General features: G+C 62.4%; 24 protein-coding genes. 9 read left to right on the top strand and 15 right to left on the bottom strand.

The genetic code is table 11. From position 1 onward, the window contains the following. Positions 1-225: 225 nt before the first annotated feature. The 5 genes from NKJ20_RS14865 to NKJ20_RS14845 all read right to left on the bottom strand — a co-directional run bounded on the left by NKJ20_RS14865 (position 226) and on the right by NKJ20_RS14845 (position 6,571). The gene (locus NKJ20_RS14865) at positions 226-1,071 is read right to left on the bottom strand and encodes a fumarylacetoacetate hydrolase family protein (protein ID WP_352744918.1); all 846 of its coding nucleotides are present in this window, start codon (positions 1,069-1,071) and stop codon (positions 226-228) included. A 166-nt stretch (positions 1,072-1,237) separates the two neighbouring features. Next, entirely contained in the window at positions 1,238-1,969 is a 732-nt protein-coding gene (locus NKJ20_RS14860) for an SDR family oxidoreductase (RefSeq protein WP_352744915.1), read from the bottom strand. Between the two features lie 175 nt (positions 1,970-2,144). Then, positions 2,145-4,517, bottom strand: a complete 2,373-nt coding sequence (locus NKJ20_RS14855) for an aldehyde dehydrogenase family protein (RefSeq protein WP_352744913.1) — start codon at positions 4,515-4,517, stop codon at positions 2,145-2,147. A 13-nt stretch (positions 4,518-4,530) separates the two neighbouring features. Then, complete coding sequence (gene deoC, locus NKJ20_RS14850; RefSeq protein WP_352744910.1) at positions 4,531-5,580, bottom strand: deoxyribose-phosphate aldolase; 1,050 nt, start codon at positions 5,578-5,580, stop codon at positions 4,531-4,533. 163 nt (positions 5,581-5,743) lie between these two features. Next, entirely contained in the window at positions 5,744-6,571 is an 828-nt protein-coding gene (locus NKJ20_RS14845; protein ID WP_352449597.1) for a ferredoxin--NADP reductase, read from the bottom strand. Between the two features lie 218 nt (positions 6,572-6,789). On the opposite strand from NKJ20_RS14845, the gene NKJ20_RS14840 reads away from it, so the two are divergent. Genes NKJ20_RS14840 through NKJ20_RS14830 form a run of 3 tightly spaced genes read left to right on the top strand, consistent with a single transcriptional unit; the run spans position 6,790 to position 11,306 of the window. Then, positions 6,790-8,874, top strand: a complete 2,085-nt coding sequence (locus NKJ20_RS14840) for a hydantoinase/oxoprolinase family protein (RefSeq protein ID WP_352744908.1) — start codon at positions 6,790-6,792, stop codon at positions 8,872-8,874. A gap of 1 nt (position 8,875) precedes the next feature. Beyond that, the gene (locus NKJ20_RS14835) at positions 8,876-10,591 is read left to right on the top strand and encodes a hydantoinase B/oxoprolinase family protein (RefSeq protein WP_352744905.1); all 1,716 of its coding nucleotides are present in this window, start codon (positions 8,876-8,878) and stop codon (positions 10,589-10,591) included. Next, on the top strand, positions 10,563-11,306 hold the full coding sequence (locus NKJ20_RS14830; protein ID WP_352449594.1) for a hypothetical protein: 744 nt from the start codon (positions 10,563-10,565) through the stop codon (positions 11,304-11,306). The genes NKJ20_RS14835 and NKJ20_RS14830 overlap by 29 nt, the downstream gene beginning before the upstream one ends. 27 nt (positions 11,307-11,333) lie before the next feature. Here the strand turns inward: NKJ20_RS14830 and NKJ20_RS14825 are convergent, their stop codons facing one another. The 4 genes from NKJ20_RS14825 to NKJ20_RS14810 form a co-directional block, all read right to left on the bottom strand. Then, entirely contained in the window at positions 11,334-11,990 is a 657-nt protein-coding gene (locus tag NKJ20_RS14825) for a methionine ABC transporter permease (protein ID WP_352449593.1), read from the bottom strand. Beyond that, positions 11,971-13,035: a methionine ABC transporter ATP-binding protein gene (locus NKJ20_RS14820; RefSeq protein ID WP_352449634.1), complete on the bottom strand. Its 1,065-nt coding sequence runs from the start codon at positions 13,033-13,035 to the stop codon at positions 11,971-11,973. The genes NKJ20_RS14825 and NKJ20_RS14820 overlap by 20 nt, the downstream gene beginning before the upstream one ends. A gap of 134 nt (positions 13,036-13,169) precedes the next feature. Further along, positions 13,170-14,018 (bottom strand): MetQ/NlpA family lipoprotein, encoded by an 849-nt coding sequence (locus NKJ20_RS14815; RefSeq protein WP_352449592.1) that lies wholly within the window; start codon positions 14,016-14,018, stop codon positions 13,170-13,172. 344 nt (positions 14,019-14,362) lie between these two features. Then, positions 14,363-14,662 carry a DUF1236 domain-containing protein gene (locus tag NKJ20_RS14810; RefSeq protein ID WP_352449591.1) on the bottom strand — a complete coding sequence of 100 codons (300 nt, stop codon included), beginning with the start codon at positions 14,660-14,662 and terminating at the stop codon, positions 14,363-14,365. A 204-nt stretch (positions 14,663-14,866) separates the two neighbouring features. Between NKJ20_RS14810 and NKJ20_RS14805 the strand changes: the two genes are divergently transcribed. Beyond that, complete coding sequence (locus tag NKJ20_RS14805; RefSeq protein WP_352744901.1) at positions 14,867-15,583, top strand: DUF1236 domain-containing protein; 717 nt, start codon at positions 14,867-14,869, stop codon at positions 15,581-15,583. Between the two features lie 105 nt (positions 15,584-15,688). Here the strand turns inward: NKJ20_RS14805 and NKJ20_RS14800 are convergent, their stop codons facing one another. After that, the gene (locus NKJ20_RS14800; protein WP_023677112.1) at positions 15,689-15,931 is read right to left on the bottom strand and encodes a hypothetical protein; all 243 of its coding nucleotides are present in this window, start codon (positions 15,929-15,931) and stop codon (positions 15,689-15,691) included. 247 nt (positions 15,932-16,178) lie between these two features. Then, complete coding sequence (locus tag NKJ20_RS14795; RefSeq protein ID WP_352449588.1) at positions 16,179-16,733, bottom strand: DUF4142 domain-containing protein; 555 nt, start codon at positions 16,731-16,733, stop codon at positions 16,179-16,181. A gap of 235 nt (positions 16,734-16,968) precedes the next feature. Here NKJ20_RS14795 and NKJ20_RS14790 point away from each other — a divergent pair, with 235 nt between their 5' ends. Further along, positions 16,969-17,211, top strand: a complete 243-nt coding sequence (locus tag NKJ20_RS14790) for a hypothetical protein (protein ID WP_352617842.1) — start codon at positions 16,969-16,971, stop codon at positions 17,209-17,211. 75 nt (positions 17,212-17,286) lie between these two features. Here NKJ20_RS14790 and NKJ20_RS14785 read toward each other — a convergent pair whose 3' ends face one another. Further along, a complete protein-coding gene (locus NKJ20_RS14785) occupies positions 17,287-17,598 on the bottom strand; it encodes a hypothetical protein (RefSeq protein ID WP_023720549.1) in 312 nt (103 codons plus the stop codon). A 309-nt stretch (positions 17,599-17,907) separates the two neighbouring features. On the opposite strand from NKJ20_RS14785, the gene NKJ20_RS14780 reads away from it, so the two are divergent. Next, on the top strand, positions 17,908-18,072 hold the full coding sequence (locus NKJ20_RS14780) for a DUF3309 family protein (RefSeq protein WP_023677107.1): 165 nt from the start codon (positions 17,908-17,910) through the stop codon (positions 18,070-18,072). Positions 18,073-18,336: 264 nt separating this feature from the next. Here the strand turns inward: NKJ20_RS14780 and NKJ20_RS14775 are convergent, their stop codons facing one another. Continuing rightward, positions 18,337-18,534: a hypothetical protein gene (locus NKJ20_RS14775; RefSeq protein ID WP_352744898.1), complete on the bottom strand. Its 198-nt coding sequence runs from the start codon at positions 18,532-18,534 to the stop codon at positions 18,337-18,339. A gap of 558 nt (positions 18,535-19,092) precedes the next feature. Between NKJ20_RS14775 and NKJ20_RS14770 the strand changes: the two genes are divergently transcribed. Both NKJ20_RS14770 and NKJ20_RS14765 read left to right on the top strand, forming a co-directional pair. Next, entirely contained in the window at positions 19,093-19,767 is a 675-nt protein-coding gene (locus NKJ20_RS14770; RefSeq protein ID WP_502894902.1) for a Crp/Fnr family transcriptional regulator, read from the top strand. A 171-nt stretch (positions 19,768-19,938) separates the two neighbouring features. After that, complete coding sequence (locus tag NKJ20_RS14765; protein WP_023677104.1) at positions 19,939-20,466, top strand: YciE/YciF ferroxidase family protein; 528 nt, start codon at positions 19,939-19,941, stop codon at positions 20,464-20,466. Positions 20,467-20,602: 136 nt separating this feature from the next. Here the strand turns inward: NKJ20_RS14765 and NKJ20_RS14760 are convergent, their stop codons facing one another. Continuing rightward, positions 20,603-21,601, bottom strand: coding sequence for an ATP-dependent DNA ligase (locus NKJ20_RS14760; protein ID WP_352744895.1), 999 nt, complete (start codon positions 21,599-21,601; stop codon positions 20,603-20,605). Positions 21,602-21,631: 30 nt separating this feature from the next. Next, entirely contained in the window at positions 21,632-21,799 is a 168-nt protein-coding gene (locus NKJ20_RS14755) for a hypothetical protein (RefSeq protein WP_023677102.1), read from the bottom strand. Between the two features lie 226 nt (positions 21,800-22,025). Between NKJ20_RS14755 and NKJ20_RS14750 the strand changes: the two genes are divergently transcribed. Further along, complete coding sequence (locus NKJ20_RS14750; RefSeq protein WP_031194456.1) at positions 22,026-22,730, top strand: MgtC/SapB family protein; 705 nt, start codon at positions 22,026-22,028, stop codon at positions 22,728-22,730. The last annotated feature ends 14 nt before the right edge of the window (positions 22,731-22,744 follow it).

Below are 22,744 nucleotides of genomic sequence, written 5' to 3'. Positions count from 1 at the left end.
TCGCACACCTGTTCGCGATGTCTCCGGTCCAAACACCCTTGTGGGAGAAGGTGGCCGAGCGAAGCTCGGTCGGATGAGGGGTGTTGGACGGATCGCTACGCTGAAGGCGTAAGCGACGGAAATCCTTCGATGTTTTCGCGCCTCGTTTCTTCCAGCATCCCTCATCCCGTCTTGTCGCTGCGCGACAATCCACCTTCTCCCTTAGGGGAGAAGGCAAAGCGCCGCCTACAAATCCGCCTTGAACGTCTGCTTCTGGATGCCCAGCCCTTCGATACCGAGCTCGACCACGTCGCCGGGCTTCAGGAAGACCGGCGGCTTCATGCCGAGGCCGACGCCGGGCGGCGTGCCGGTCGAGATGATGTCGCCCGGGTGCAGCGACATGAACTGGCTGAGATAGGAGACGAGATAAGCGACGCCGAAGACCATGGTCTTGGTCGAGCCGTTCTGCATCGTCTTGCCGTTGACCGTCAGCCACATCGGGATGTTCTGCGGGTCCTTGACCTCGTCCTTGGTCACCAGCCACGGGCCGATCGGCCCGAACGTGTCGCAGGACTTGCCCTTGGTCCACTGGCCCTGGCGCTCGGCCTGGAAGGCGCGCTCGGAGACGTCGTGCGCGACGCAATAGCCGGCGACATAATCCAGCGCCTCGGCCTCGGTGACATACTTTGCAGTCTTGGCGATCACCACGCCGAGCTCGACCTCCCAGTCGGTCTTCACCGAGCCGCGCGGGATCAGCACGTCGTCGTTCGGCCCGACAATAGCCGAGCTTGCCTTCATGAAGATGATCGGCTCCGGCGGCACGGTGGCGCCGGTTTCGGCGGCGTGGTCGGAATAGTTGAGGCCGATGCAGATGAATTTGCCGGTGCCGGCGACGCAGGCGCCGATCCGCGGCTTGCCGGAAACCGCCGGCAGCGTCTTCGGGTCGAGCTTCGACAATGTCTCGAGCGATGCCGGGTCAAGCGCCTTGCCGGCAATGTCGGTGACATGGGCGGAGAGGTCGCGGATCGTTCCATCGGCATCGAGCAGGCCGGGGCGTTCGCTCCCCGCCTCGCCATAGCGCAGCAGTTTCATGCAGTTTTCTCCCAGTTGCGACCAGAGGCCGTTTGCAAACTCGCTCCGCTGCGGCGAATGGCGTGGGTTTCGAGAACCGGAGCGGAGCGTACTTAAAGTACGTGAGCACCGGAAGGGCAGAAAGCCGCGTCAGGCGCCCGGCGGAGTAGGGTTTTCAAATGGCCTCTTAGATCGACCAGCCACCGTCGATATTATAAGCCTGCCCCGACGTATAGGTGGCGCCGGCCAGATAGACGGCGAGATCGGCGATTTCCTCGGGCGTGCCGAGCCGGCCCATCGGCTGGCGGGCGATGAAGGCGGCGCGAGCTGCTTCGTAGTCGCCCTGCGCATGCATGCGGTCCTGCAGCGACGGGCTTTCGACAGTGCCCGGACAGATCGCATTGCAGCGTATGCCCTTGCCGACATAGTCGGCGGCGACCGACTTGGTCAGGCCGATGACGGCTGCCTTGGTTAGGCCATAGACGAAGCGGTTCGGCACGCCCTTGGTCGAACTGGCCAGCGACGCCATGTTGATGATCGAGCCGTCGCCGCGCTCCAGCATGCCGGGCAGCACGGCGCGGATGGTGCGGATCATCGAGCGGACATTGAGATCATAGGCAAAGTCGAGATCGCCGTCCTTCATCTCGAGGATCGAGCCGGAATGGACGAAGCCGGCGCAATTGAACAGCACGTCGACGGCGCCGATCTCGGCAAAAGCGGCGTTCACCGCCTCGTCGCTCAGCACGTCGAGCTTGCGGGTCTTGATACCGGGCGTCTTGCCGAGGTCGGCGAGCACCACCTCGTTAATGTCGGTGGCATGGACGACGGCGCCGACCTTGGCGAACGCCAGCGCGCTCGCCCTGCCGATGCCTTGCGCCGCCGCCGTGACGACAACGATTTTGCCTGTCAGATCCGCCATACTTTTCTCCTCGCCCGTCTGTGGTCGTTCGGCTTTACCGGCGCAAGGCCGGGGCGCAATGTGCCAGGCGGGCACTACCATCCCGCCTGTTTCGATTTTCGCCTGCCAGCCAAATGTTTTTTCTAGGTAAAGAACATCTTTTGGCCCGTCAAGCCCGGACGTCTCTCCGGAGCACTCAGTCGCCGTAGGGCACCCAGACGTTCTTGACCTCGATCGCACGGCGCAGCAAGGCATCGCCGGCTGCTTCGTTCGACGCCCAGTCGAGGCTGTGGCCGTTGCCGGTCCAGACGCGTTTGAGATTGCCGATGGACTCGGCCTCGGCCTTGGCGCAAGTCTCGGCATCGGCGAACACCCAGAGCCCGTCGACATCGTCATGCTTGGCCAATACGCCGGCAAGCTCGGCGCTACTGCCGGTGACGATATTGATGGCGCCCGCCGGCACGTCGGAATATTCGACGACCTGGTAGAGGTCGGTGGCAAGCAGCGGGTATTTTTCGGACGGCACGGCGACCACGGTGTTGCCCATGGCGAGCGCCGGCGCCACCAGCGAGATCAAGCCAAGCAAAGGTGCGTTGTCCGACGCGACAATACCGACGACCCCGACCGGTTCGTGCAGTGCCAGCGTGACGGCGCGGGCCGGCGGCTGGTGGACGCGACCCTCGAATTTGTCGGCCAAGCCGGCATAGAGGAACAGCCGCTCGATCGACAGTTCGACCTCTTCACGCGCCGCCTTGGCGGTCGCGCCGGTAAGTTGGGTGAGGCGCACAGCAAACTCGTCGGCGCGGCCGGACAGATTTTCGCCCAGGTAGTAGAGCACTTGGCTGCGGTTGTAGGCGGTCGCTTCCGGCCAGGCCTTGCAGGCGCGCGCGGCCGCGACAGCGTCACGGATATCCTTGCGGTTGCCGAGACCAACCTCGCCGGCAAGCTTGCCCTTGGCGGTGGCGACGGCGAAGGAATAATTGCCGTCCGGCCGGACCTGCTTGCCGCCGATGAACAGCTTTGCCGTGCGGTCGATGGCGGCACCTTCCGCCTGCTCGACAGGTTGCGCCGAAGACGTTGCCGGTTTGATAACCGGGCCGAGCGGCAGTTTTGCCGAGAGATATTCGAACATGCCCTCGCGCCCGCCTTCGCGGCCAAAGCCGCTCTCGCGGTAACCGCCAAAGCCGCAGGAGGCGTCGAACATATTGGTGCCGTTGACCCAGACGACGCCGGCCTTCAATTGCGGCGCGACGTGCAGGGCAAGATTGATGTTCTCGCTCCACACCGAAGCAGCCAGGCCATAGCGCGTGTTGTTGGCGAGCTCGACCGCTTCCTCGGTGTTGCGAAAGGTCATGGTGGCAAGCACCGGCCCGAACACCTCTTCCTGTGCCAGAATGTTAGCCGGCGAAACACCTGTCGCCAGCGTTGGCAGATGGTAATAGCCCGAGGAGGGCAGCGCCGAGTCCGGCTGCCAGCAGATTGCGCCCTGCTTGGCGCCCTCGGCGATCAGGCCCTTGACGCGATCGAGCTGGGTCAAATCGACCAGCGGGCCGATATCGGTGTTCTTGTCGAGCGGGCTGCCGACGCGCAGCCGGCTCATCCGCGTCTTGACCTTGGCGATGAAGGCATCGGCGATGCCCTCCTGCACCAGAAGGCGCGAGCCGGCACAGCAGACTTGGCCCTGGTTGAACCAGATGCCGTCGACCAGCCCCTCGACGGCGCTGTCGAGATCGGCATCCTCAAAGACGACAAAGGCCGACTTGCCGCCAAGCTCCAGCGACAGTTTCTTGCCCGAACCGGCGGTGGCTTTGCGGATGATCTTGCCGACCTCGGACGAACCGGTGAAGGCGATCTTCTGGATGCCGGGATGATTGACGATTGCCCCACCCGCTTCCGGCCCGCCCTGGACGATGTTGACGACGCCCTTCGGCACGCCAGATCGTTCACAGATCTCGGCGAACAGGATCGCGGTGAGCGGCGTGAATTCGGCTGGCTTCAGCACCACGGTGCAGCCGGCGGCGAGCGCCGGCGCGATCTTCCAGGCCAGCATCAAGAGCGGGAAGTTCCACGGGATGATCTGGCCGACGACGCCGACCCCCTTATGGCCTGGAAAATCCCTGTCCAGCGCCTGCGCCCAGCCGGCATGATGGATGAAATGGCGGATGGCCAGCGGCACGTCGATGTCGCGGCTTTCGCGGATCGGCTTGCCATTGTCGATCGATTCCAGCACCGCGAACAGCCGTTGGTGGCGCTGCATGGCGCGGCCGATGGCGTAGAGCACTTTGGCGCGTTGATAACCAGTGCTGGCGCTCCATTTCGGCAGCGCTTTTGTGGCGGCCGAAACCGCCGCGTCGATATCGGCGGCACCGGCATCCGACACCTTGGCCAGCAGCTTTCTCGAGGACGGATCGCTGGTGTCGAAGGTTTTGCCTCCGCTGGCTGCCTTCCAGTCGCCGCCGATAAACAGCGCTTTGCCGAAATCCCACGCGGCAAGCCACGCATCGGCCTCGCTGCGCGCCTCCGGCGCCGGGCCGTATTCCATGGCGTGATAGCGTTCGAGAATGTTCATGGCGCGCTCCGAATCACGCCATCGCGTGGCGATGATTGGCCGAGTAGTGGCCGGTCAGATGATGCTCGAGCTGGCGCTCGATATCGGTCAAAAGGCTCGATGCTCCGAAGCGGAACAGCTCCGGCTCCAGCCACGGCCGGCCCAGCTCTTCCTTCATCAGCACCAGCCAGTCGAGCGAGGCTTTTGCCGTGGAAATGCCGCCGGCCGGCTTGAAGCCGATGAGATAGCCGGTTTCCTCGAAATAGGCGCGGATGGCGCGCACCATGGCAAGGCCGACCGGCAGCGTCGCGTTGACGCTTTCCTTGCCGGTCGAGGTCTTGATGAAATCTGCACCCGCCATCATTGCCACCATCGAGGCGAGCATGACGTTGCGCAGCGTCGCGAGGTCGCCGGTGCCGAGGATCACCTTCAGATGGGCCTCGCCGCAAGCGGCGCGCATCGAGACAATCTCGTTATAGAGCTCCTGCCATTTCGCCCCGAATACCAGGCCGCGCGGGATGACGACGTCGATCTCGTCGGCGCCGTCCCTTACCGATGCTTCGATCTCCTGCAGACGTGTCGAAAGCGGTGCAAGGCCATGCGGGAAAGCCGTGGAAACGGCGGCGACATGGACGCCGCTGCCGCGCAGCGCTTCGACGGCAGTGGCGACGAAGGGATGATAGACGCAGACCGCCGCCGGGCGGATCTTTTCACCAGTAATGCCGAGCCCCTCGGCAATGTCGCGACGGAACGGGTTGACCGCCTTGGCACAAAGCCGGCGCACGCGCTCTTCCGTGTCGTTCGAGTTCAGCGTCGTCAGGTCCATGCAGGCGACGGCGCGCAGCAGCCAGGCGGCCTGGTTATCGGCCTTGATCGAGCGTCTTTTGGTCAGGCTGGCGACGCGGCGTTCCAGCGCCGAGCGGTTGACGCCGCGCATCGATTCCATGAAGCCGAGATCGAGCCTCATGCCGGGATTGCGAGCAATGCCATGGGCTTGCGGGATTGGTGCATTGGCGGCGGCGCGCGCCGGCAGCGGCGTGATCTTGGACGTGCCGAGATCGGTTTCGCGGATTGTGCTGCTCATCTCCTGCCCCTTGTTCAGCGAGTTATGCCGAAGATAGACCGTGAAGCAGCGCTTCACGAGTCCTTCAAGCGGTCATAGCGGAAAAAGACAGTCAAGGCAGCCGATTTTTGACCGTATGGTCAAAATCAGGGTCGCAAACCAGTAGACTCTGAACTGCCGCGTCTCAGCCGACGAAGGCGCGCTCGACGACGAAGCTTGCCGGATGGTGCAGCGAGCCTTCCTGGAAGCCGAGGCTTTCGGCCAGTTCCTTGACGTCCTTGAGCATATGCATCGAGCCGCAGATCATGATGCGGTCGGTCTCGGGATTGAGCTTGTCGATGTCGAGATCGCTGTAGAATTTGCCCGAGCCGATCAGCGCGGTAATGCGGCCCATGCGCTCGGAGGTCTCGCGCGTCGTCGAATTGTAGAGCGTGACGCGGCCGCCGGTCAGTTCGCCGATCAGCGGGTCGTTCTCCAGTGCGGCCACCAGCTCCTGGCCGTAGGTGAGCTCGGCATTGTCGCGGCAGGTATGGGTCAGGATAACCTGCTCGAACTTCTCATAGGTATCGGGATCGCGCAGCAGGCTGGCGAAGGGCGCGATGCCGGTGCCTGTCGAGATCATGAACAGGCGCTTGGCCGGCGTCAGCGCGTCGACCACCAGCGTGCCGGTCGACTTCTGCCGCATGATAACGGTGTCGCCGATCTCGATCTTCTGCAGCTCCGAAGTGAGCGGGCCGTCCGGCACTTTGATCGAGAAGAATTCGAGTTCGTCGTCCCAGGCAGGGCTGGCGATCGAATAGGCGCGGAACACCGGCTTCTCGGCATTGGGCAGGCCGATCATGACGAACTCGCCGGAACGGAAGCGCAGCGATTGCGGCCGGGTGATGCGGAACGAAAACAGCCGGTCGGTATAATGCTTCACCGAGACGACGGTTTCGGCATAGACATTGGCCGGTATCGGGAACTGCAACGGCCGGGCGCCAGCAGTGTTGAACGCGGATGTGGTGTTCATCAAACCTAACCTTCCGGGCCAGCTCAGCGGCCGCGCCAAATCTTCACCTGCGCGCCCGAACCGGTCAGATTCCAGCGTGCCGCTTGCACACTCCGAAGCGGTAAGCTCTTGTGTCCGGAATTTATTAGTATACAAACGATATTTGCGTCAAGACGCCGCCGTAAAACAGCTTTCCAAACTAAGGCATGTAGGCAGTTCGGGCATTTCGGGTTTCGACAATGGGACAGAATTTTTCGGCGCAAGCTCTGGATTCGACGGGCAGCGTCGTCGCCGGTATTGATGTCGGCGGCACCTTTACCGACCTGCTTCTGATCGACGGCCGTGACGGCGGCCGGGTGCACATCGCCAAGACCCCGACGACAGTCGACAACCAGGCGTTCGGTGTCGTTTCGGCGCTTGGCGCCACCGGATTTCCGGTCGACGGCATCGACCTCATCGTGCACGGCACGACGACCACCACCAACGCGGTGCTGGAGCGCCGGCTGGCCAAGACCGGCATGATCACCACGCGCGGCTTTCGCGACGTCATCGAGCTTGGCCGGCGGACACGGCCGCAAGCCTATGGCATGACAGGCACGTTCGTGCCGATCATCCCGCGCAATCTGCGGCTCGAAGTGTCGGAGCGGGTCGAAGCCTCGGGCGCGGTGCGCATCCCGCTCGACGAGGCCGATATGCGGACAGCGATTTCACAACTGATCGCAGCCGGCTGCGAATCCCTCGTCATCCATTTCCTGCACTCCTACGCCAACCCGGCGCATGAGCGGCGTGCCGCCGAGATCGCGGCTGAGCTTTGGCCGAACGGCTACATCACGACAGGCCATGCGCTGCTTTCGGAAGCGCGCGAATTCGAGCGCGGCGTCACCGCTTCGGTTAACGCCTCGGTTCAACCGATCCTCGAACGCTATGTCGAGCGGCTGCGCAAGGAGCTGGCGTCAAAAGGCTACGCCCGCGACTTCCTGATCATGAACGGCAATGGCGGCATGATCTCGGCCCGCTTTGTCACCCGTGAGTCGGCCAAGACCGTCATGTCCGGCCCCGCTTCCGGTGTCATTGCTGCCGCCTATACCGGAAAACGCGCCGGCTTCGAAAATCTGGTCACCTACGACATGGGCGGCACCTCGACCGACGTGGCGCTGATCCGCGACGCCGAGCCGGCGGTGTCGAACGAGATCGAGATCGAGTATGCGATGCCGATCCACGTGCCGATGGTGGCGGTGCATACGGTCGGCGCCGGCGGCGGCTCGATCGCCCGCGTCGATGCGGCCGGTCTGATCCAGATCGGCCCGGAAAGCGCCGGCGCCAATCCCGGCCCGATCTGCTACGGACGCGGCGGCTTGGAGCCGACCATTACCGACGCCAATCTGGTGCTTGGCCGGCTGGCGCCGAAAAAGCTGCTTGCGGTGGAAAACCCGGTCACCGTCGAACGCGTCACCGGCATATTCGAGGACAGGATCGGCCGACCTACCGGCCTGTCCGGCGTCGAGGCAGCGGGTGCGGTGCTGCGGCTCGGCAACATGAGGATGGCCGGCGCCATCCGCATGGTCTCGGTGTCGCGTGGCCACGACCCGCGCGATTTCGCGCTGTTCGCCTTCGGCGGCGCCGGGCCGCTGCATGCGACGGCATTGGCGCGCGAACTAGGCCTGCCGAAAGTGCTGGTGCCGGCGCGACCGGGCATCACCAATGCTCTCGGCTGCGTCGTCGCCGATCTGCGCCATGATTTCGTCAACACGGTCAACCAGCCGGTGGCCAGTCTCGATGAAACCCAACTCCATGAGACATTGGAACGGCACCGAAACGAAGGCGAGGAGCTGATCGGCAAGGAGGCGGTGAAGCCGGAAATGATCCGCGTCACGCATTCCGCCGACATGCAGTTCGTCGGCCAGACGCATATCATCAACGTGCCGCTGCCGTCGTCTGCGGTGACACGCGAGGGACTGCAGCACCTGTTCGAGAAGGCCTATTTCGCCCGCTTCAAGGTCCAGTTGCCGGAAATCCGCGCCAATCTGGTCAACCTCAACACCTCGGTCACCGGCGTGCGGCCGGCAATCGATCTGTCCCGGCTGATCGACCCGGCTGGGCGCGCCAAAACGCTCGAAGAGGCGCGGCGCGAGATCCGGCCTGTCTGGTATGGCGGGCGCTGGTACGACACGCCGGTCTACAGCAGAGAGAAGTTGCCGCTCGACGCAACAATCGAAGGTCCGGCGATCCTCGAACAGATGGACGCGACGACTGTGCTGGAGCCCGGCGACCGGGCGCGATCGGATGCCGACGGCAACATCATCATCGATATCGGCGAGGCCTGAGATGGAAAAACTCGACGCCATCACCCTTTCAGTCATCCAGGCGGCGCTACAGCAAGTCTGCGACGAAATGGACCTGACGTTTTCGCGCGCCGCGTTCTCGCCTGTCATCGCCGAGGCCAATGACCGTTCGGATGGCATCTATTCAGCGCTCGATGGTTCGCTGATCGCGCAAGGCAGCCAGGGCCTGCCGGTGTTCGTCGGCGTCATGCAGTATTCGACCAAAACCGTGATCGAGATGATCGCCGACGGACGCTGCCTGCCGCCCGAGCCGGGCGATATCTACATCGTCAACGATCCCTATCTCGGCGGCACCCACCTGATGGATGTGCGCTTCGCCATGCCGGTCTACCGCGACGGCAGGATATTCTGCTGGCTGTCGAACACCGGCCACTGGCCCGACATCGGCGGTTCGGTGCCGGGCGGCTTTTCCGCCTCGGCAACAGCGGTCGAGCAGGAAGGCTTGCGACTGCCGCCGGTGAAACTGTTCAAGAAGGGCGTGCTCGACCCTGAGATCTACGCCATCATCTGCTCGAACATCAGGGTTGCCGACCAGCGCATCGGCGACATCCGGGCGCAGGCGGCGGCACTGCTGATCGGTCAAGACCGACTGAACGGAATCCTGGATCGTTACGGAGATGAAACGGTCGTCGATGCGATCGCCGAACTGCGCCGCCGCGCCGCCGAACAGATGCGCGCGAACATATCAGCCATTCCCGACGGCATTTACCGGTCGCAGGCTTTTGTTGATTCCGACGGCGTGGTCAACGAGCCGCTGACTATCGCGCTGGCCGTCGAAAAACAGGGCGACACGCTCAGCTTCGACTTCTCCGGTTCGTCAAAGCCCTGCGCTGGGCCGATGAACAGCGTGCTGGCGACGACCTTGTCCTCGGTCTATCTCGCCATGCGGCACATTTTCCCCGACGTGCCGATCAGCGCCGGCGCCTTCGAGCCGCTGATCGTCAAGCGGCCGGAAGGCACCTTCCTCGACGCCAAATATCCGCGCCCGGTATCGGGCTGCGCGGCCGAGGTTTCGCAGCGCATTGCTGAAGCGGTGTTCGCGGCGATGGTGCAGGCGCTGCCGGACAAGGTGACGGCGGCCCCCGCCGGCTCCAGCGGCAATTTCGCGCTCGGCGGCAACGATCCGGCCCGCGGCCGCGATTATGTCATGTATCAGATCTCCGGGGGCGGGTATGGCGGCAATGCCGGTCACGACGGCCTGACCAATGGCTGCTCGACCATAGGCATCTCCAAGTCGCCGCCGGTCGAAATCATGGAGCAGGCCTTCCCGGTGCTCTACCGCCACTATGCCTTGCGCGAAGGCTCGGGCGGCGCCGGCAAGCATCGCGGCGGTTTTGGCCTCGCCTATGAGGTCGAGATCCTGCGCGGCGACGCCCGCGCCTCCTTCGTCATGGATCACGGCCGGTTCGGCCCGCAAGGCGCGCTCGGCGGCAAGGACGGCGCGGTCAACACGGTCACCGTGTTCCGCGACGGCAAGGGACATGTGCCGCCGCATCTGTCCAAGGAGCAGGACATCGCGCTGAAGACAGGCGACCGCGTGTGCGTCGGCACGCCTGGCGGCGGCGGCTACGGCGATCCGTTGCAGCGCGATCCGCAATTGGTCGCTCGGGATGTCAAGCTCGGCTACTATACCGCAGAGCAAGCCAGAGACCTGTTCGGAGTCGTAGCGGATGAGCAATCCAAATCCCCTGGAGGCTGATCTCTCGTCCGAACTGGCCCACGCAGTCGAACGCGTCTATGCCGCTTTCGCGTCTTATCCATCGCCCCGCCACCTGCATGGCTCGCCGTACAAGGATTTGGAATCGATCTTTCGGGGAGTATCCAGTGGTCCGCTTCGGGAGCTCAGTGGTGAAAACCTCGGCGCCTATGCCGGATCGGCCATATGGACGGTCGGCGACGTCGATGACTACCGGCACTTTCTGCCGAGAGTGCTTGAACTTGCCATCCAAGGCGAACCTTCGATGGGGTTCGACGCCAACGTGATTGCCGCAAAGCTCGAAAGGACCTCCTGGCGCGATTGGCCGTTGGAAGAACAGCAGGCTGTCGAGGTGCTGTTTCAGGTTGCCTGGCGAAAAGCGATGACCATACATCCCGATGAAGGGAACGCGGTTCCCTGGCTGGAGGGCATAGTGCTTGCCGGAATGGATGTAGCAGCTGCATTAGCGGCATGGCGTGATAGCCCTTACCCCGAGGCCATGTTGCACTGTGCGGACTTGATTACCGGCAACATCAAGACACTCGATAAGGGGCAGGTGATCTTCAGCGAACAGGTCACCACATGGCTTCTATCCGACAGTCTCGCCTGGCACTTGTTCACCGTCGCGGTCGAGGCTCCCTTGCGCCCCGACGATCGCGAAAAGCTCGCTTGGGCGAGCGAGACCATCGAGAACAATCTGAACTTTCCCGGAAATTAAAGGCGTTGATTGGCCGCGTTTCGCCGGTCACGCTCTGTGGTCCAGCCTCGCGACCAGCCGGTCGCCGGCCCACTGGATGCCGCAGACCAGGATGATCAGCACAATGACAACGGCGATCATGACGGATGTCTCGAAGCGCTGGTAGCCGTAGCGGATGGCGAGGTCGCCGAGACCGCCGGCGCCGATGGCACCGGCCATGGCCGAGGCGCCGATCAGCGTCACCAGCGTCACCGTGAAGCCGGCAACGATGCCGGGCAACGCTTCCGGCACCAGCACCTCGCGAATGATCGTCCAGCGGTTGCCGCCCATGGCGCGTGCTGCCTCGATCAGCCCGTGGTCGACCTCGCGCAGCGACACTTCGGCGATCCGCGCATAGTAGGGCGTCGCCGCGATCGACAGCGGCACAATCGCTGCCCAGGTGCCGATCGAGGTGCCGACGATCAGCCGCGTCACCGGGATCAGCGCAACCAGCAGGATGATGAAAGGCACCGAGCGGAAGCCGTTGATGACCGCTCCGAGCGCGCGGTTCACCCACAGGTTTTCGGCGATACCGCCGCGGTCGGTGGCGACCAGCGCCAGGCCGAGCGGCAGCCCGAAAACCAGCGAGATGAGGCCGGAGGCGGCCGTCATCAGGATCGTTTCCCAGATCGAACGGACGAGAAGCTCAAACAGAACCGGCGACATGGCCAAGCACCTCCACCCGCGCTTGGCGGGCTTTCAAGAACGCGATCACCTCTGCCAGGTGAGCTTCATTGCTGCCGGCGACCGCCACGAACAGTGTCCCGACAGGCTGCTGCTGAACGTGATCGATGCCGCCATGCACGAGGCGGAACGAGCCGGGAACTGCCGAGGCAAGATCGGACAAAAGCGGGCTTCGGGCGGCCTCACCCGCCACGTCGATCCTGAGGATCGCCTCCAGGCCGGCGTTCTGCGTTAGCCGGCTTGCGATCTCCGCCGGCAATTGCGGCCGGATGCCGCCGAGCAGGCTTTGTGTGATCGCCGACTTCGGATCGGCAAACACCGACCACACCGGCCCTTGCTCGACGATCCGCCCAGCGTCAATCACCGCGACACGATCGGCGATCGAACGGATCACCTCCATCTCATGGGTGATGAGCAGGATGGTCAGGCCGAGCTGCCGGTTGATATCCCTGAGCAAGGCGAGGATGGAGCGCGTCGTCTCCGGGTCCAATGCCGAGGTCGCTTCGTCGGACAGCAGCAGCGCCGGGCGCGCCGCAAGCGCCCGGGCAATGCCGACGCGCTGCTTCTGCCCGCCCGACAGCGACGCCGGATAGGCTTTCGCCTTCTCCGACAGGCCGACGAGCTCGAGCAGCTCGGCAGCGCGCGCCAGGCGTTCGGCCCTGGGCCGGCCTTCGATCTTGAGCGGCAGCGCTACGTTGTCTTCGACCGTCTTGGCAGACAGCAGGTTGAAATGCTGGAAGATCATGCCGATACGCCGGCGCAGCGGTTGCAATTCGCGCTCGCCGAGCCGGCTGATGTCGCGGCCTTCAATGAAGACTTGTCCTGTATCCGGCCGCTCCAGGCCGTTCAGGCAGCGTATCAGCGTCGACTTGCCGGCGCCGCTCCGGCCGATGATGCCGAGGATCTCGCCCTGGCGCACGCTGAGCGATACGCCGTCCAGCGCCGCTGTCGCGCCGAAGCGGCGCTTCAGCTCGATGAGGCGCACGACGTCGTTCGGTCCGGCGGAACGGCTGCCGACGGGATGCATGACTTCGGTGACCGAGGCGAAATGCTGGTTCATGAGAGTTCCTGTATTGGTGTCCCGCAAAACGCGATCGCGGTCCGCGTTGGAGCGCGGACCGCTTTATCATGCCGGGCTTCAGCGCCAAGTCGAGCTCGGCATCAATAGGCGCTGATGCCGGTTCCCTTGTAGACTCGGTCGAATTCGGCCTTCACCTTTTCGTTCTGGTAGGAGGCGACCAATATCTTTACCCAGGGCTGGTTTTCATTGCCGGCCTTGACCGCGATGAAGTTGCGGTAGGGATTGTCGGCCACCGCCTCCTGGGCGATGCGGTTCTCCGGTGTGAGGCCGCTTTTAAGCGCCCAATCCGTGTTGACCACGGCCCCGTCGAGGTCTTCCACCGAGCGCCCGACAATGCCGGCGTCCAGCTCCTTGACGACCAATTTCTTCGGGTTTTCGGCAATGTCGGTGGTCGTCGCCAGAATGCCGGTGCCTTCCCTGAGCTTGATCAGACCTTCGCTCTGCAGAACGCGCAGTGCGCGGCCCTCATTGGACGGGTCGTTCGGCACGCCAATGACGGCGCCTTCGGGCAGGTCGGCAATCTTCGTGTACTTCTTGGAATAGAGGCCGATCGGCCAGACCCCGGTATAGCCGACCGGGACGATGTGATAGCCCTGCGTCTTGATCTGGTTGTCGAGATAGGGCTTGTGCTGGAAGGCGTTGGCGTCGATTTCGCCACGCTCGAGTGCTTCATTCGGCTGGGTGTAGTCGTTGAACACCACGGTCTCGATCGTCAGCCCCCTCTCCGCCGCCTGGGCGGTGACGACGCGCCACACATCCTCGTCCTCGCCGCTCATGATGCCGACCTTGACCGCCGTCTTGTCTTCGGCGAACGACGGCGCAGCAAGGCCGACAATCGCAACCGCCGACGCGAAAAGTACAGCCAGACCGGCGCGCCGGTTTATACTTGCGGAGAGAAATGAGAGCAAAGTGTTGGTATTCCAAGACATGATCTATCCCGTCGGTTCTGAAGTCGTTGCGGCCAGGCGGAGTGCCAAGCCTTGCCGGCATCATCGGGAATGCTGACCATCGGATCAAAGCACCGTATTTCCCGCGAAATGCGAAGCCAGGAATATTCTCTCAAAGTTTCGGGCCTGGCGAGCACAGGGCGTGCTGGGATCATGCGTTCTAAGCCAATGCTGGTTCAGAAATTGTCCGGACGTCGTCTCCGCTACGAGGCCCGCCGTGCTTCGAAGCGGCGGGCCTTTCTGCGTCCGAATGCCCAACACGGGCAGCAGTGTGGGATTCGACAATGCTGGACGCGCCGCATGTCCCTTCAAAGCGACGCGCTTGCTCACTCGATGACCTTTACAATCCTGCGCGTGCCAGGATCGACCAGGACGGTCCGATTGTCGACGACGACGTAGCGGTATTTGACGTCGGGAACCTCATGAAGCTCGACGGTATCGGGCAGGGTCGAGCCGACATTGAGCTCCACGCCGGGAAGCTGGACGGACGCCAGAGGCTGCTTTTTCACATACTCGCGTACGATCGTCTCCTGCTGCGGTTCGATGATCACGTCCTGAGCGGCAGCGGCGCCAACACCCGCAAGCAGCAAGAACCCAGCCGCGGCGGCCGAAAGATGCATTCTCATGATCGTCTCCTTTCGTCGTGAGCCACCTCTGCGCTGCGCCGCGTCATGCTGTTCGCAGCGGGGTCGCTATAGGCCGGTAACGTCATCAGGTGGAGCTTGTTCCGCCACTCGGATCGCTTGCCGTTTCGCTCCATTATTTTGGAACAAAGTTTTTTAGCCGCAGTTTTGCGCGGTGAAGGGACGCGTTTTCCAAGGAGATCTCTCATGAAGGGCGTTCTGATCACCAGCATGCTAGCAATCAGCGTCAGCTGCGCGGCTGCACTTGCCCAGACGCAGCAGTCGACCGACGACCAGTCCGGCGCCAATTGTGCAGCCGGCACTGCCAATTGCCAGAACGGCGCCAAGATGGGCGAGCAGGCTCAGGGCAAGGCCGGCGCTGCAACTGATCAACAGGCGCAAGGCAACAAGAAGCTGAAGACCGATGAGCAAGCCAAAGGCAAGGCCGGCGCAACGACTGACCAGCAAGCCCAGGGCAACACAAAGATGAAGACCGATCAGCAAGCCCAGGGCAAGGCCGGAACCACCACCACCGAGCAGGCCCAAGGCAACACGAAAATGAAGACCGAGGAGCAGGCTCAGGGCAAGACTGGGACCACGACCACCGAGCAGACTCAGGGCAATGCCTCGACGCAGACGCAAGACCAGAGTTCGACCGCTTCCATCAACAATGTGACCGTTGAACAGAAGACGGAGATCACGCAGGTCATCAAGGAGACGAACGTCCAACCGGTTTCCAGCGTCGATTTCGACATCTCTGTCGGTGTCGAGGTTCCGCGAAAGAAGGTCCGGCTGCATCGCCTGCCGGCGCGCATCGTCAAGATCGTTCCGGCTTACGAAGGCTATGAGTATTTCGTGCTCGCCGACGGCCGGATCGTCATCGTCGACCCGAATACCTACAAGATCGTGATTATCCTGACCTAGTCGTGGCCAGACGGTCTACCGTGGGTTGATGCACCAAAAAGGCCCGCCGCGCAGCTCGGGCGGCGGGCTTTTCCGTACCCGGCTCCAGCGTCTGCAAATCGCAAATCAAGGTCCGTCCTCGGGGCGAGGAGTGAGCACGGTGTGATCGATGGTGTCGGGCAGGCAGGGACTGGGCACGCAGCTTGTTCGGACTGACGCGGTGGTCATGGCATCGATATCCGTAACCAGCACCATTCTCGCGTAGTGCCGCGGCCACAGCGGCTCTCCAAACAGGACGAAGACGCCGCCAATCATCAAGGCCAGCAACATGAGTGCCGTAACATTTGCAAATATCTCGCCGTAGCGCATGAAGGCAGCCTGTCCCGTTCGGAAAGCGATTTCAGCTTGTGACAGCGGCGACCAGGGCGGCGCCGAAAGCCGGCGCTACTATCCTTGAGGCCGCGCGAATGCCGCCTTCCATTGGATCCTCCCCGAACAAGCCGGATAAATAACGGCACTCTCGGTGCTTTGTTCCCGGCCGTGTGGCCGGACGACAGCCGCGTCACACAGGCCGTGTGTGGGGCGGCCTTTCGTTTGCAAAAGGCACTCTTCGCTCTCATTGATGCGCGGCAGCGAGGTCCTTGACATGACGTTCGTGCATTTGCAGCACCGGCAGCGTCTTCTTGGCAAACTCCTTCATCGCCGGATCGTCGCCGGAATTCGCGTAAGCGGAAAACAGCGCCACCGCTTCCTTATGCGCCTGGGTCTGCATGTCGATATATTTCGATTGGAAGCTGTCCCCGCTGGCCTCCTTGAGTTGGTCGAGCAGCGCCTGGTGCTTGGTGTCCAGCGACGGGCCGGCTGGCGCGGTGGCCGAAGTCGTCTGACCCTTGCTGAGCGCCGCCTTGAAGTCCTCGCCGGCCTTGGTGTGGTCCGTGACCATTTGCGCCGCGAATGCCTTCACGTCGTCGGCAGTCGCCTGCGTCTGCGCAAGTCGGCTCGATTCGATTTCGAATGTATTGGCGATGGGCACGGTCTTGACGAACGTTGCGGTGTCAACCTTGCTCATGGTGTCGGTCGTTAGAGGCGTCAGCGTCGCCGATTGGGCAAAAGCAGCCAAAGGTGCGCCGGCCATCATCGCTGCCGCAGTGATGGATAGAAGGGTTTTCATGGGGGTTCTCCGAGGCTGATGTCATCCCTCCGCTGGCTCAACGCGCAAGCTGCGGCGAGGTTGCCTGGTCGTGGCGGCCACAGCTGCCGCCACGCCAAACAATGGTTTGGAAACGCAAAACAAAAGACGCCGGCTGCGTCCTGCAAAGTGCAACGCAAGCCACGAGATCGTACGGAATCGTACAAGCTCTTTCGCTTTGCGGCAGTCTTGCTATCGTTGGCTGGGAGAGAGATGGGTGGAGGCTTCCGTGGGGCAGATCAAGTCGCCGCTAGGAATCGGTATTGACACCGACGCTGCCGTTCATACCATCATGGCCGACTATCATTCCGGCGACATTCTCTCGACCACCGTCGTCATAGCCGATTTGCGCAAACGCTTTCCCCGGTTCCGGCAAACCGACGAGGAGCTGGTTGGCTTCATCGTTCGGGCGCTGGACGGTCGGGATATCGCGGTCAGCTTCGACCACCGCGGCCGCTAGGCTGATTTTACGGCAAAACCAGCCGGCCGCGGAGCTTATGCTCCGCGGCCTCGTCAGGCTGTGATGACCGGGCGCTTACTTGCCGCAGTGGTTGTCGTTCACCGTCGGCGCCATCGTGCCCGGAGCCTTGCCGGTCGCATCGGGCAGAGCCCCCTGCGGGCCCGGCGGGCAATTCCGGTCGGCATTCGAATTCGTCGTTGAGAAATCGCGAATGCTATTCGTGATGGTCGAATCCGTGCCGGTGTCAGGGCCGCCATTATCCGGGACTACGACCGTCCGCCCGCTACCGTCGGCAGCGGCTCCGGACGGGTCGCCGACGTTCTGGGCCATCGCTGACGTGGCCAGACCGATCGTAAGCGCCGAAGCTGCGAGAATTTTTGTGAGCATGATGCTTCTCCTTTTTACGAGGGTCGTCGCGTTGCGACTACGAAAACAACCGTTCGGGCGGGCGAAGGTTCCGACAAATTCCCCATGAAATTCAGCATGTTCTCAGGTGTTCAAGGCGGCCGCCATGCCATTCTCCGCGGGCATGCTTCTGTGGACTTTTCTAACGGCACAGCCCGGCATTTTGCTCGCCGCATGAGCGTACGCCTTACCGTTCCGCCGGAACAGGAATGCTTCTTGCGAGTTCATACCTTTGTACAATGCGACGCGCTGATGCGAATGGCGGCAGCGCAAACAAGGAGAGCAGACATCATGGGCCTTGGAACCATTCTCATCATAATCTTGGTCCTTGCCTTGCTTGGCGGCTTCAGCGGCTTGGGCGGCGGACCGTTCTATGGCACCGGCTATTACGGTGGTGGCGGCCTCGGCCTGGTGCTGCTTATCGTCATTATCCTGGTCCTGCTTGGGCGCATTTAATGCATGTCGCGCAAAAGTGTGCAGCGGTTTTGTGATAGCGACATGCATAAAACAGGAAGTAAGCGCGTCGCATGAGGCCGGCCAAACGCGACACGCGTTAGTGTCACGCTCGCGACAAAAACGCCTGCCGCTTGGTAATTAGCGCCGGGCGTTTTGTCGTGAAAAGACTAGATTTCCAAGATCCTTGGCAAACCGGGACCCTGGCTAGAAAGGGCGACTCGGTGCCGAACCTTTCGGCGCCGAGGACGCCACCATAGCAGCAGCTTATTGTTGGCGATCGGCGGCCAGCGCTTCTTTCAGATCGGCGTTGAGCACACCCTCGTTGAACAGCGACATGATACGGGCTGCCAACCGCTCGCGGACAGGACTGTCGTCCGCAACACCCAACTCGCGGCAGCAGTCGTCGAGCGCTTTTCTCAGCACGCTCAGTTCGGCTGGAGTTGCTGCACCTTGCATCGACATGCCATCCTCCCTTGAAAAAGGGCGAAAGCGCGAAGCGTCTTTCAAGCGTCCACTCGCCATGTCTGTGTGGACGACTCCAATTCAATTAGCGCCGCTCTCGTCCAAACTCAATGTACGGAAATTACCAAACAGACAGTTTGGGAACGACTGCCTTGCACCTGCATTGTTGCTGCGATCCAACCCACCCCTCATTTGGATCATTGGGCGTAGCCCACGACGCCCGAATGGAGCCCGTTGCATCCCTCGCGACGGGCTCTTTCGCGTCCGGTGACCTCAATTGTCGTTTTCGTACCAAACCGTCTTTGGTACGTTTCCAACTCTAACTTTCAGTCGGATGTTTTCGTAGGCAAGCGGCAGGAGAAAGTGCCGTGCATCGATTCATTTTTTTATTTAGTAGGCTCCATACCTTTCAGTGCTTATATGAGCATTATCGTCCGCAGGTTATACCGGGCGCGGACGGCTGGGAGATAAAAAAGCTCTTGCCCTGTTTTGGGGCCAGCTATGTCTGATCCAGCAATTTCCAATAGAAATCTATACAGAAACAAGCTGTTGCGCCGGATGAGCGCCGGCGATTTCGCATCTCTCGAGCCGCACATCGAGCGCTGTTCGCTGGAGTTACGGCAATCGCTCGAAGTGTCCGGATCGCCGATCGAGGCCATTTATTTCCTCGAGGACGGCATCGGTTCGGTGGTTGCGAAAATGCCGAACGGCAGCGATGCGGAAGTTGGCCTTGTCGGCTTGGAAGGTATGACCGGCTCGGCCCTGATAATGGGCGACGACCGTACGGTCCATGATTGCTATGTGCAGCTGGCGGGAGAAGCCGCCAGGATCGACGCCGAGCCGTTCAAGGCGGCGCTGACGCAAAGCCCGACGCTGCGGCTGTTCTTGCTGCGCTACGTGCAATATCTGCATGTCCAGACTGGCTATACCGCGCTGGTCAACGCGCGATCGAAACTTGAAGACCGGTTGGCGCGCTGGCTGCTCATGTGTGACGATCGGGTGGACGGCGGCCGGCTGACGATCACTCACGAATTCCTGTCGATCATGCTTGGCGTAAGACGTCCGGGTGTCACGGTCGCGCTGCAGCTGCTCGAGGGGCGAGGGCTCATCCGGTCCCGCCGCGGCGAAATTATCATTCGCGATCGCGATGGTCTCGTCGCACTGGCGGATGGCGGCTACGGCCTGGCCGAGGCCGAATATACCCGCCTGGTCGAGCATATCGGCGAGCGCTGACGCGGCGCTTTCCTGGCCGATTGCTGCCGCAGGTCGAGGCCCCTTGCGACACTACACGGCGGGTCGGAAAAATTTTCAAAGCTCCCGGACCGTCAGGGAACTTGTTTCCCGTCGGAGGGTTATGGGACGCCTCTACTTTGCGAGGCGGCACCAACCATTCGGGAGAGGATCATGGCGACCACGAAAAAGGCCGCGAAGGCGGCAAGCAAGGGCCTTGAGGATCTGTTCCTCGACGGGCTCAAAGACCTCTACTACGCCGAGAAGAAGATACTGAAAGCGCTGCCTAAAATGGCCAAGGGCGCGGAGTCGGAAGAAGTGACCGCCGCCTTCGAGAAACACCGCATGGAAACCGAAGGACATGTCGACCGCCTGGAAGAGGTGTTCGAGAAATTCGGCAAGCCGGCCCGCGGCAAGACCTGTCCGGCGATTGACGGCATCATCGAAGAGGGCTCGGAAGTGCTCGAGGAGTATAACGGTGCTCCCGCGCTCGACGCCGGGCTTGTCGGCGCGGCGCAGGCCGTCGAACATTACGAGATCGCTCGCTACGGCACTTTGATCGCGTGGGCGGAAGAACTCGGCAAGAGCGACGTTGTCGAGCTGCTCAGGGCAACTCTCAAGGAAGAGGTCGCGACCGACGAAGCGCTTTCCAAGCTCGGCGAAAGTGGTGTCAACGAACGCGCAATGCAAGAAGCCGCTTGATTTCAAAACCGCAACCGAGCCTCGGAAATGGTTGCCAAGGCTCGGTTGGCCGCGGTGAACCGGTGAATTCTGCATTGGTCTGTCATGAACGGCAGGACGGGGCAGCAAGAGCTTGAATCGGTGCCTCGGGACGGACTTACTCGATCTGCTCGAACGTGCATTGCCGGGGCTGCTTGTCCGGCCGCCAGCGCAATAGCTTGGTTCCATGCCGGAACCGGTCGCCTGTCACATGGTCGAAACGAACCTCGACCACCAGTTCAGGCTTTATCGGCTCCCATTGTCCGCTGCGCTCCGTGCTCCAGCGGCTTGGCCCGCCCGGCGCCTTGCCGGTGAAACCCGGTTTGGCCCGCAGTTTTTCCAGCTGTCTGGTTAGCGCCGCCCTGTCGTCCTTGCCGATGGTCGAGGTGAATCCGACATGGTCCAGCCTGCCTTCGTTGTTGTAGAGGCCAAGCAGCAGGGATCCGACTTCGTTGCTGCCGGCGAGATAGCGAAAGCCGCCGACCACACAATCCGCAGTTCGCAGCCGCTTGACCTTGACCATGGCGCGCTCGCCGGGCCGGTATGGCCCGGCGATCAGTTTTGCAACGACACCGTCGGTCGAGCCATGGCCGGCGCCTTGCAGCCAGCGCTCGGCGGCAGCGGCGTCGTGCGTATATTTGGACAGGTGCAGTTCGGGCCGTGCCGCCGACGCGACAAAGGCCTCAATCGCCTGCCTCCTGGTGGTGAGAGGCTCTTCGATGATGATCCCGCCGCCGGGTTCGGCCAGCATGTCGAACAGGACCAGCATGGCAGGCGTCTCGAGGCTCAACTTGCGGATCCTGCTTTCGGCGGGATGAAGACGCATTTGCAGGACCTCGAACGAGGACGATCCGTCGACCTCGATGACGATTTCGCCGTCGGCAACAAACCGCCGCGACCTCACATCGCGCAGCACCGCGACCAGTTCGGGAAAGTAGCGGCCAAGCGGCTTGCCCGATTTTGCACGCAGATCGACGGCATCGTCGCCCTTGAACACGAGGCAGCGAAACCCGTCCCATTTCGGTTCGTACTGCCAAAGCCCGTCGCCGCCAGGAATTGCGTCGGCGGCTTTGGCTTCCATCGGACGAAGGTCGAGCGGCAACGGAAATGCGGTCATGGCTGGTCCGCGCCGCCGCTGAGGCATTCGCTACCGCCGTCGGCCATTCCCCTGCGCCCCGCTTTCCCGCCTCGGCACCTTGCGGCCGGTTTGGTCGGGTGAAGGCGACCGCGGATCGACCTCGTCGGACCCACCGATCTCCTTGGTGATGCGATAGGCCAGATAAGCGACGGCTCCGGCAAGCAGCAAGCGGACCATGACTGCAAATCCTTCGTTGGCGTGAACCCACCAACCCGCAGGCCGAAGGTTTTGTTCCGCCGCTGCCCATTGCCGGGGTGGATCGTCGGCGGCGCAACCAAAATCCAAGCGCATCGTTTGTTGCTTATCGACGAAAAGAATTTGCGATGAAGACGCTCTTGCCCTTGTTCGCTTTGACCCTGGCGCTATTCTTGGCCAGCAGCGCTTGGCCTGACGGGTGACCGCGATGCTCCTCGTTGTTCCGGTCTGGCAGGACATCGCGGCACGACTGCTTCTGACCGCGCTCGCCGGCCTGTTGATAGGCCTCAACCGCGAGGCGCGCGGGCACGCGGCGGGGCTACGCACCACCGTGCTGGTCGGATTGGCCGCCGCCATCACAATGATCCAGGCCAGTATTCTGCTCGAGACCGTTGGCAAGCACCCGGATTCGTTTGCATCGATGGACGTCTTGCGCTTTCCGCTGGGCGTGTTGACCGGCGTCGGCTTTATCGGCGGTGGCGCCATTCTTCGCCGCGGCAATCTTGTCAGCGGCGTCACCACGGCGGCCACGTTGTGGGTGATGACGGCGATCGGATTGGCTTTCGGTGGTGGCCAATACGGCTTGGGCGCGGCCGGCACGGCGCTGACGCTGGCCACCTTGCTGGTCCTGAAATGGGTGGACCTTCGAATGTCGCGCGAACACCATGCCCAGTTGGCACTGACGTGGAAGGCCGCGGCTCGACAGGAGCTCGATGCGCTCATCGGGCCGCTTGGCTACCAGGCACGCCTCGTCGCAATAGAGAGGCGCCCAGATCTCAAGGACCCTGTTTTCTCGTTCGAGATCAGTTGGAGGCGGCCGGACACTGGCGCACCGCCAATGGATCTGCTGGCATCGGTGGGCGAGCATTGCGAGATCCAGAAGTTTGATCTCCTCAGCGAACCTGCCCGCTAGCTGGCGGCTTGCAA

Source organism: Mesorhizobium sp. M0185 (assembly GCF_040322175.1).
Classification (GTDB): Bacteria; Pseudomonadota; Alphaproteobacteria; order Rhizobiales; family Rhizobiaceae; genus Mesorhizobium.
The sequence above is the reverse complement of the archived record's forward strand: the minus strand, read 5'-3'. Positions and strand labels throughout refer to the sequence as shown.

Coding starts and splice junctions, on each gene's coding strand:
- NKJ20_RS14865 (WP_352744918.1), bottom strand. CDS start 1,071: ATGAAACTGCTGCGCTATGGCGAGGCGGGGAGCGAACGCCCCGGCCTG.
- NKJ20_RS14860 (WP_352744915.1), bottom strand. CDS start 1,969: ATGGCGGATCTGACAGGCAAAATCGTTGTCGTCACGGCGGCGGCGCAA.
- NKJ20_RS14855 (WP_352744913.1), bottom strand. CDS start 4,517: ATGAACATTCTCGAACGCTATCACGCCATGGAATACGGCCCGGCGCCG.
- deoC (WP_352744910.1), bottom strand. CDS start 5,580: ATGAGCAGCACAATCCGCGAAACCGATCTCGGCACGTCCAAGATCACG.
- NKJ20_RS14845 (WP_352449597.1), bottom strand. CDS start 6,571: ATGAACACCACATCCGCGTTCAACACTGCTGGCGCCCGGCCGTTGCAG.
- NKJ20_RS14840 (WP_352744908.1), top strand. CDS start 6,790: ATGGGACAGAATTTTTCGGCGCAAGCTCTGGATTCGACGGGCAGCGTC.
- NKJ20_RS14835 (WP_352744905.1), top strand. CDS start 8,876: ATGGAAAAACTCGACGCCATCACCCTTTCAGTCATCCAGGCGGCGCTA.
- NKJ20_RS14830 (WP_352449594.1), top strand. CDS start 10,563: ATGAGCAATCCAAATCCCCTGGAGGCTGATCTCTCGTCCGAACTGGCC.
- NKJ20_RS14825 (WP_352449593.1), bottom strand. CDS start 11,990: ATGTCGCCGGTTCTGTTTGAGCTTCTCGTCCGTTCGATCTGGGAAACG.
- NKJ20_RS14820 (WP_352449634.1), bottom strand. CDS start 13,035: ATGCATCCCGTCGGCAGCCGTTCCGCCGGACCGAACGACGTCGTGCGC.
- NKJ20_RS14815 (WP_352449592.1), bottom strand. CDS start 14,018: ATGTCTTGGAATACCAACACTTTGCTCTCATTTCTCTCCGCAAGTATA.
- NKJ20_RS14810 (WP_352449591.1), bottom strand. CDS start 14,662: ATGAGAATGCATCTTTCGGCCGCCGCGGCTGGGTTCTTGCTGCTTGCG.
- NKJ20_RS14805 (WP_352744901.1), top strand. CDS start 14,867: ATGAAGGGCGTTCTGATCACCAGCATGCTAGCAATCAGCGTCAGCTGC.
- NKJ20_RS14800 (WP_023677112.1), bottom strand. CDS start 15,931: ATGCGCTACGGCGAGATATTTGCAAATGTTACGGCACTCATGTTGCTG.
- NKJ20_RS14795 (WP_352449588.1), bottom strand. CDS start 16,733: ATGAAAACCCTTCTATCCATCACTGCGGCAGCGATGATGGCCGGCGCA.
- NKJ20_RS14785 (WP_023720549.1), bottom strand. CDS start 17,598: ATGCTCACAAAAATTCTCGCAGCTTCGGCGCTTACGATCGGTCTGGCC.
- NKJ20_RS14780 (WP_023677107.1), top strand. CDS start 17,908: ATGGGCCTTGGAACCATTCTCATCATAATCTTGGTCCTTGCCTTGCTT.
- NKJ20_RS14775 (WP_352744898.1), bottom strand. CDS start 18,534: ATGTCGATGCAAGGTGCAGCAACTCCAGCCGAACTGAGCGTGCTGAGA.
- NKJ20_RS14770 (WP_502894902.1), top strand. CDS start 19,093: ATGAGCGCCGGCGATTTCGCATCTCTCGAGCCGCACATCGAGCGCTGT.
- NKJ20_RS14765 (WP_023677104.1), top strand. CDS start 19,939: ATGGCGACCACGAAAAAGGCCGCGAAGGCGGCAAGCAAGGGCCTTGAG.
- NKJ20_RS14760 (WP_352744895.1), bottom strand. CDS start 21,601: ATGACCGCATTTCCGTTGCCGCTCGACCTTCGTCCGATGGAAGCCAAA.
- NKJ20_RS14755 (WP_023677102.1), bottom strand. CDS start 21,799: ATGGTCCGCTTGCTGCTTGCCGGAGCCGTCGCTTATCTGGCCTATCGC.
- NKJ20_RS14750 (WP_031194456.1), top strand. CDS start 22,026: ATGCTCCTCGTTGTTCCGGTCTGGCAGGACATCGCGGCACGACTGCTT.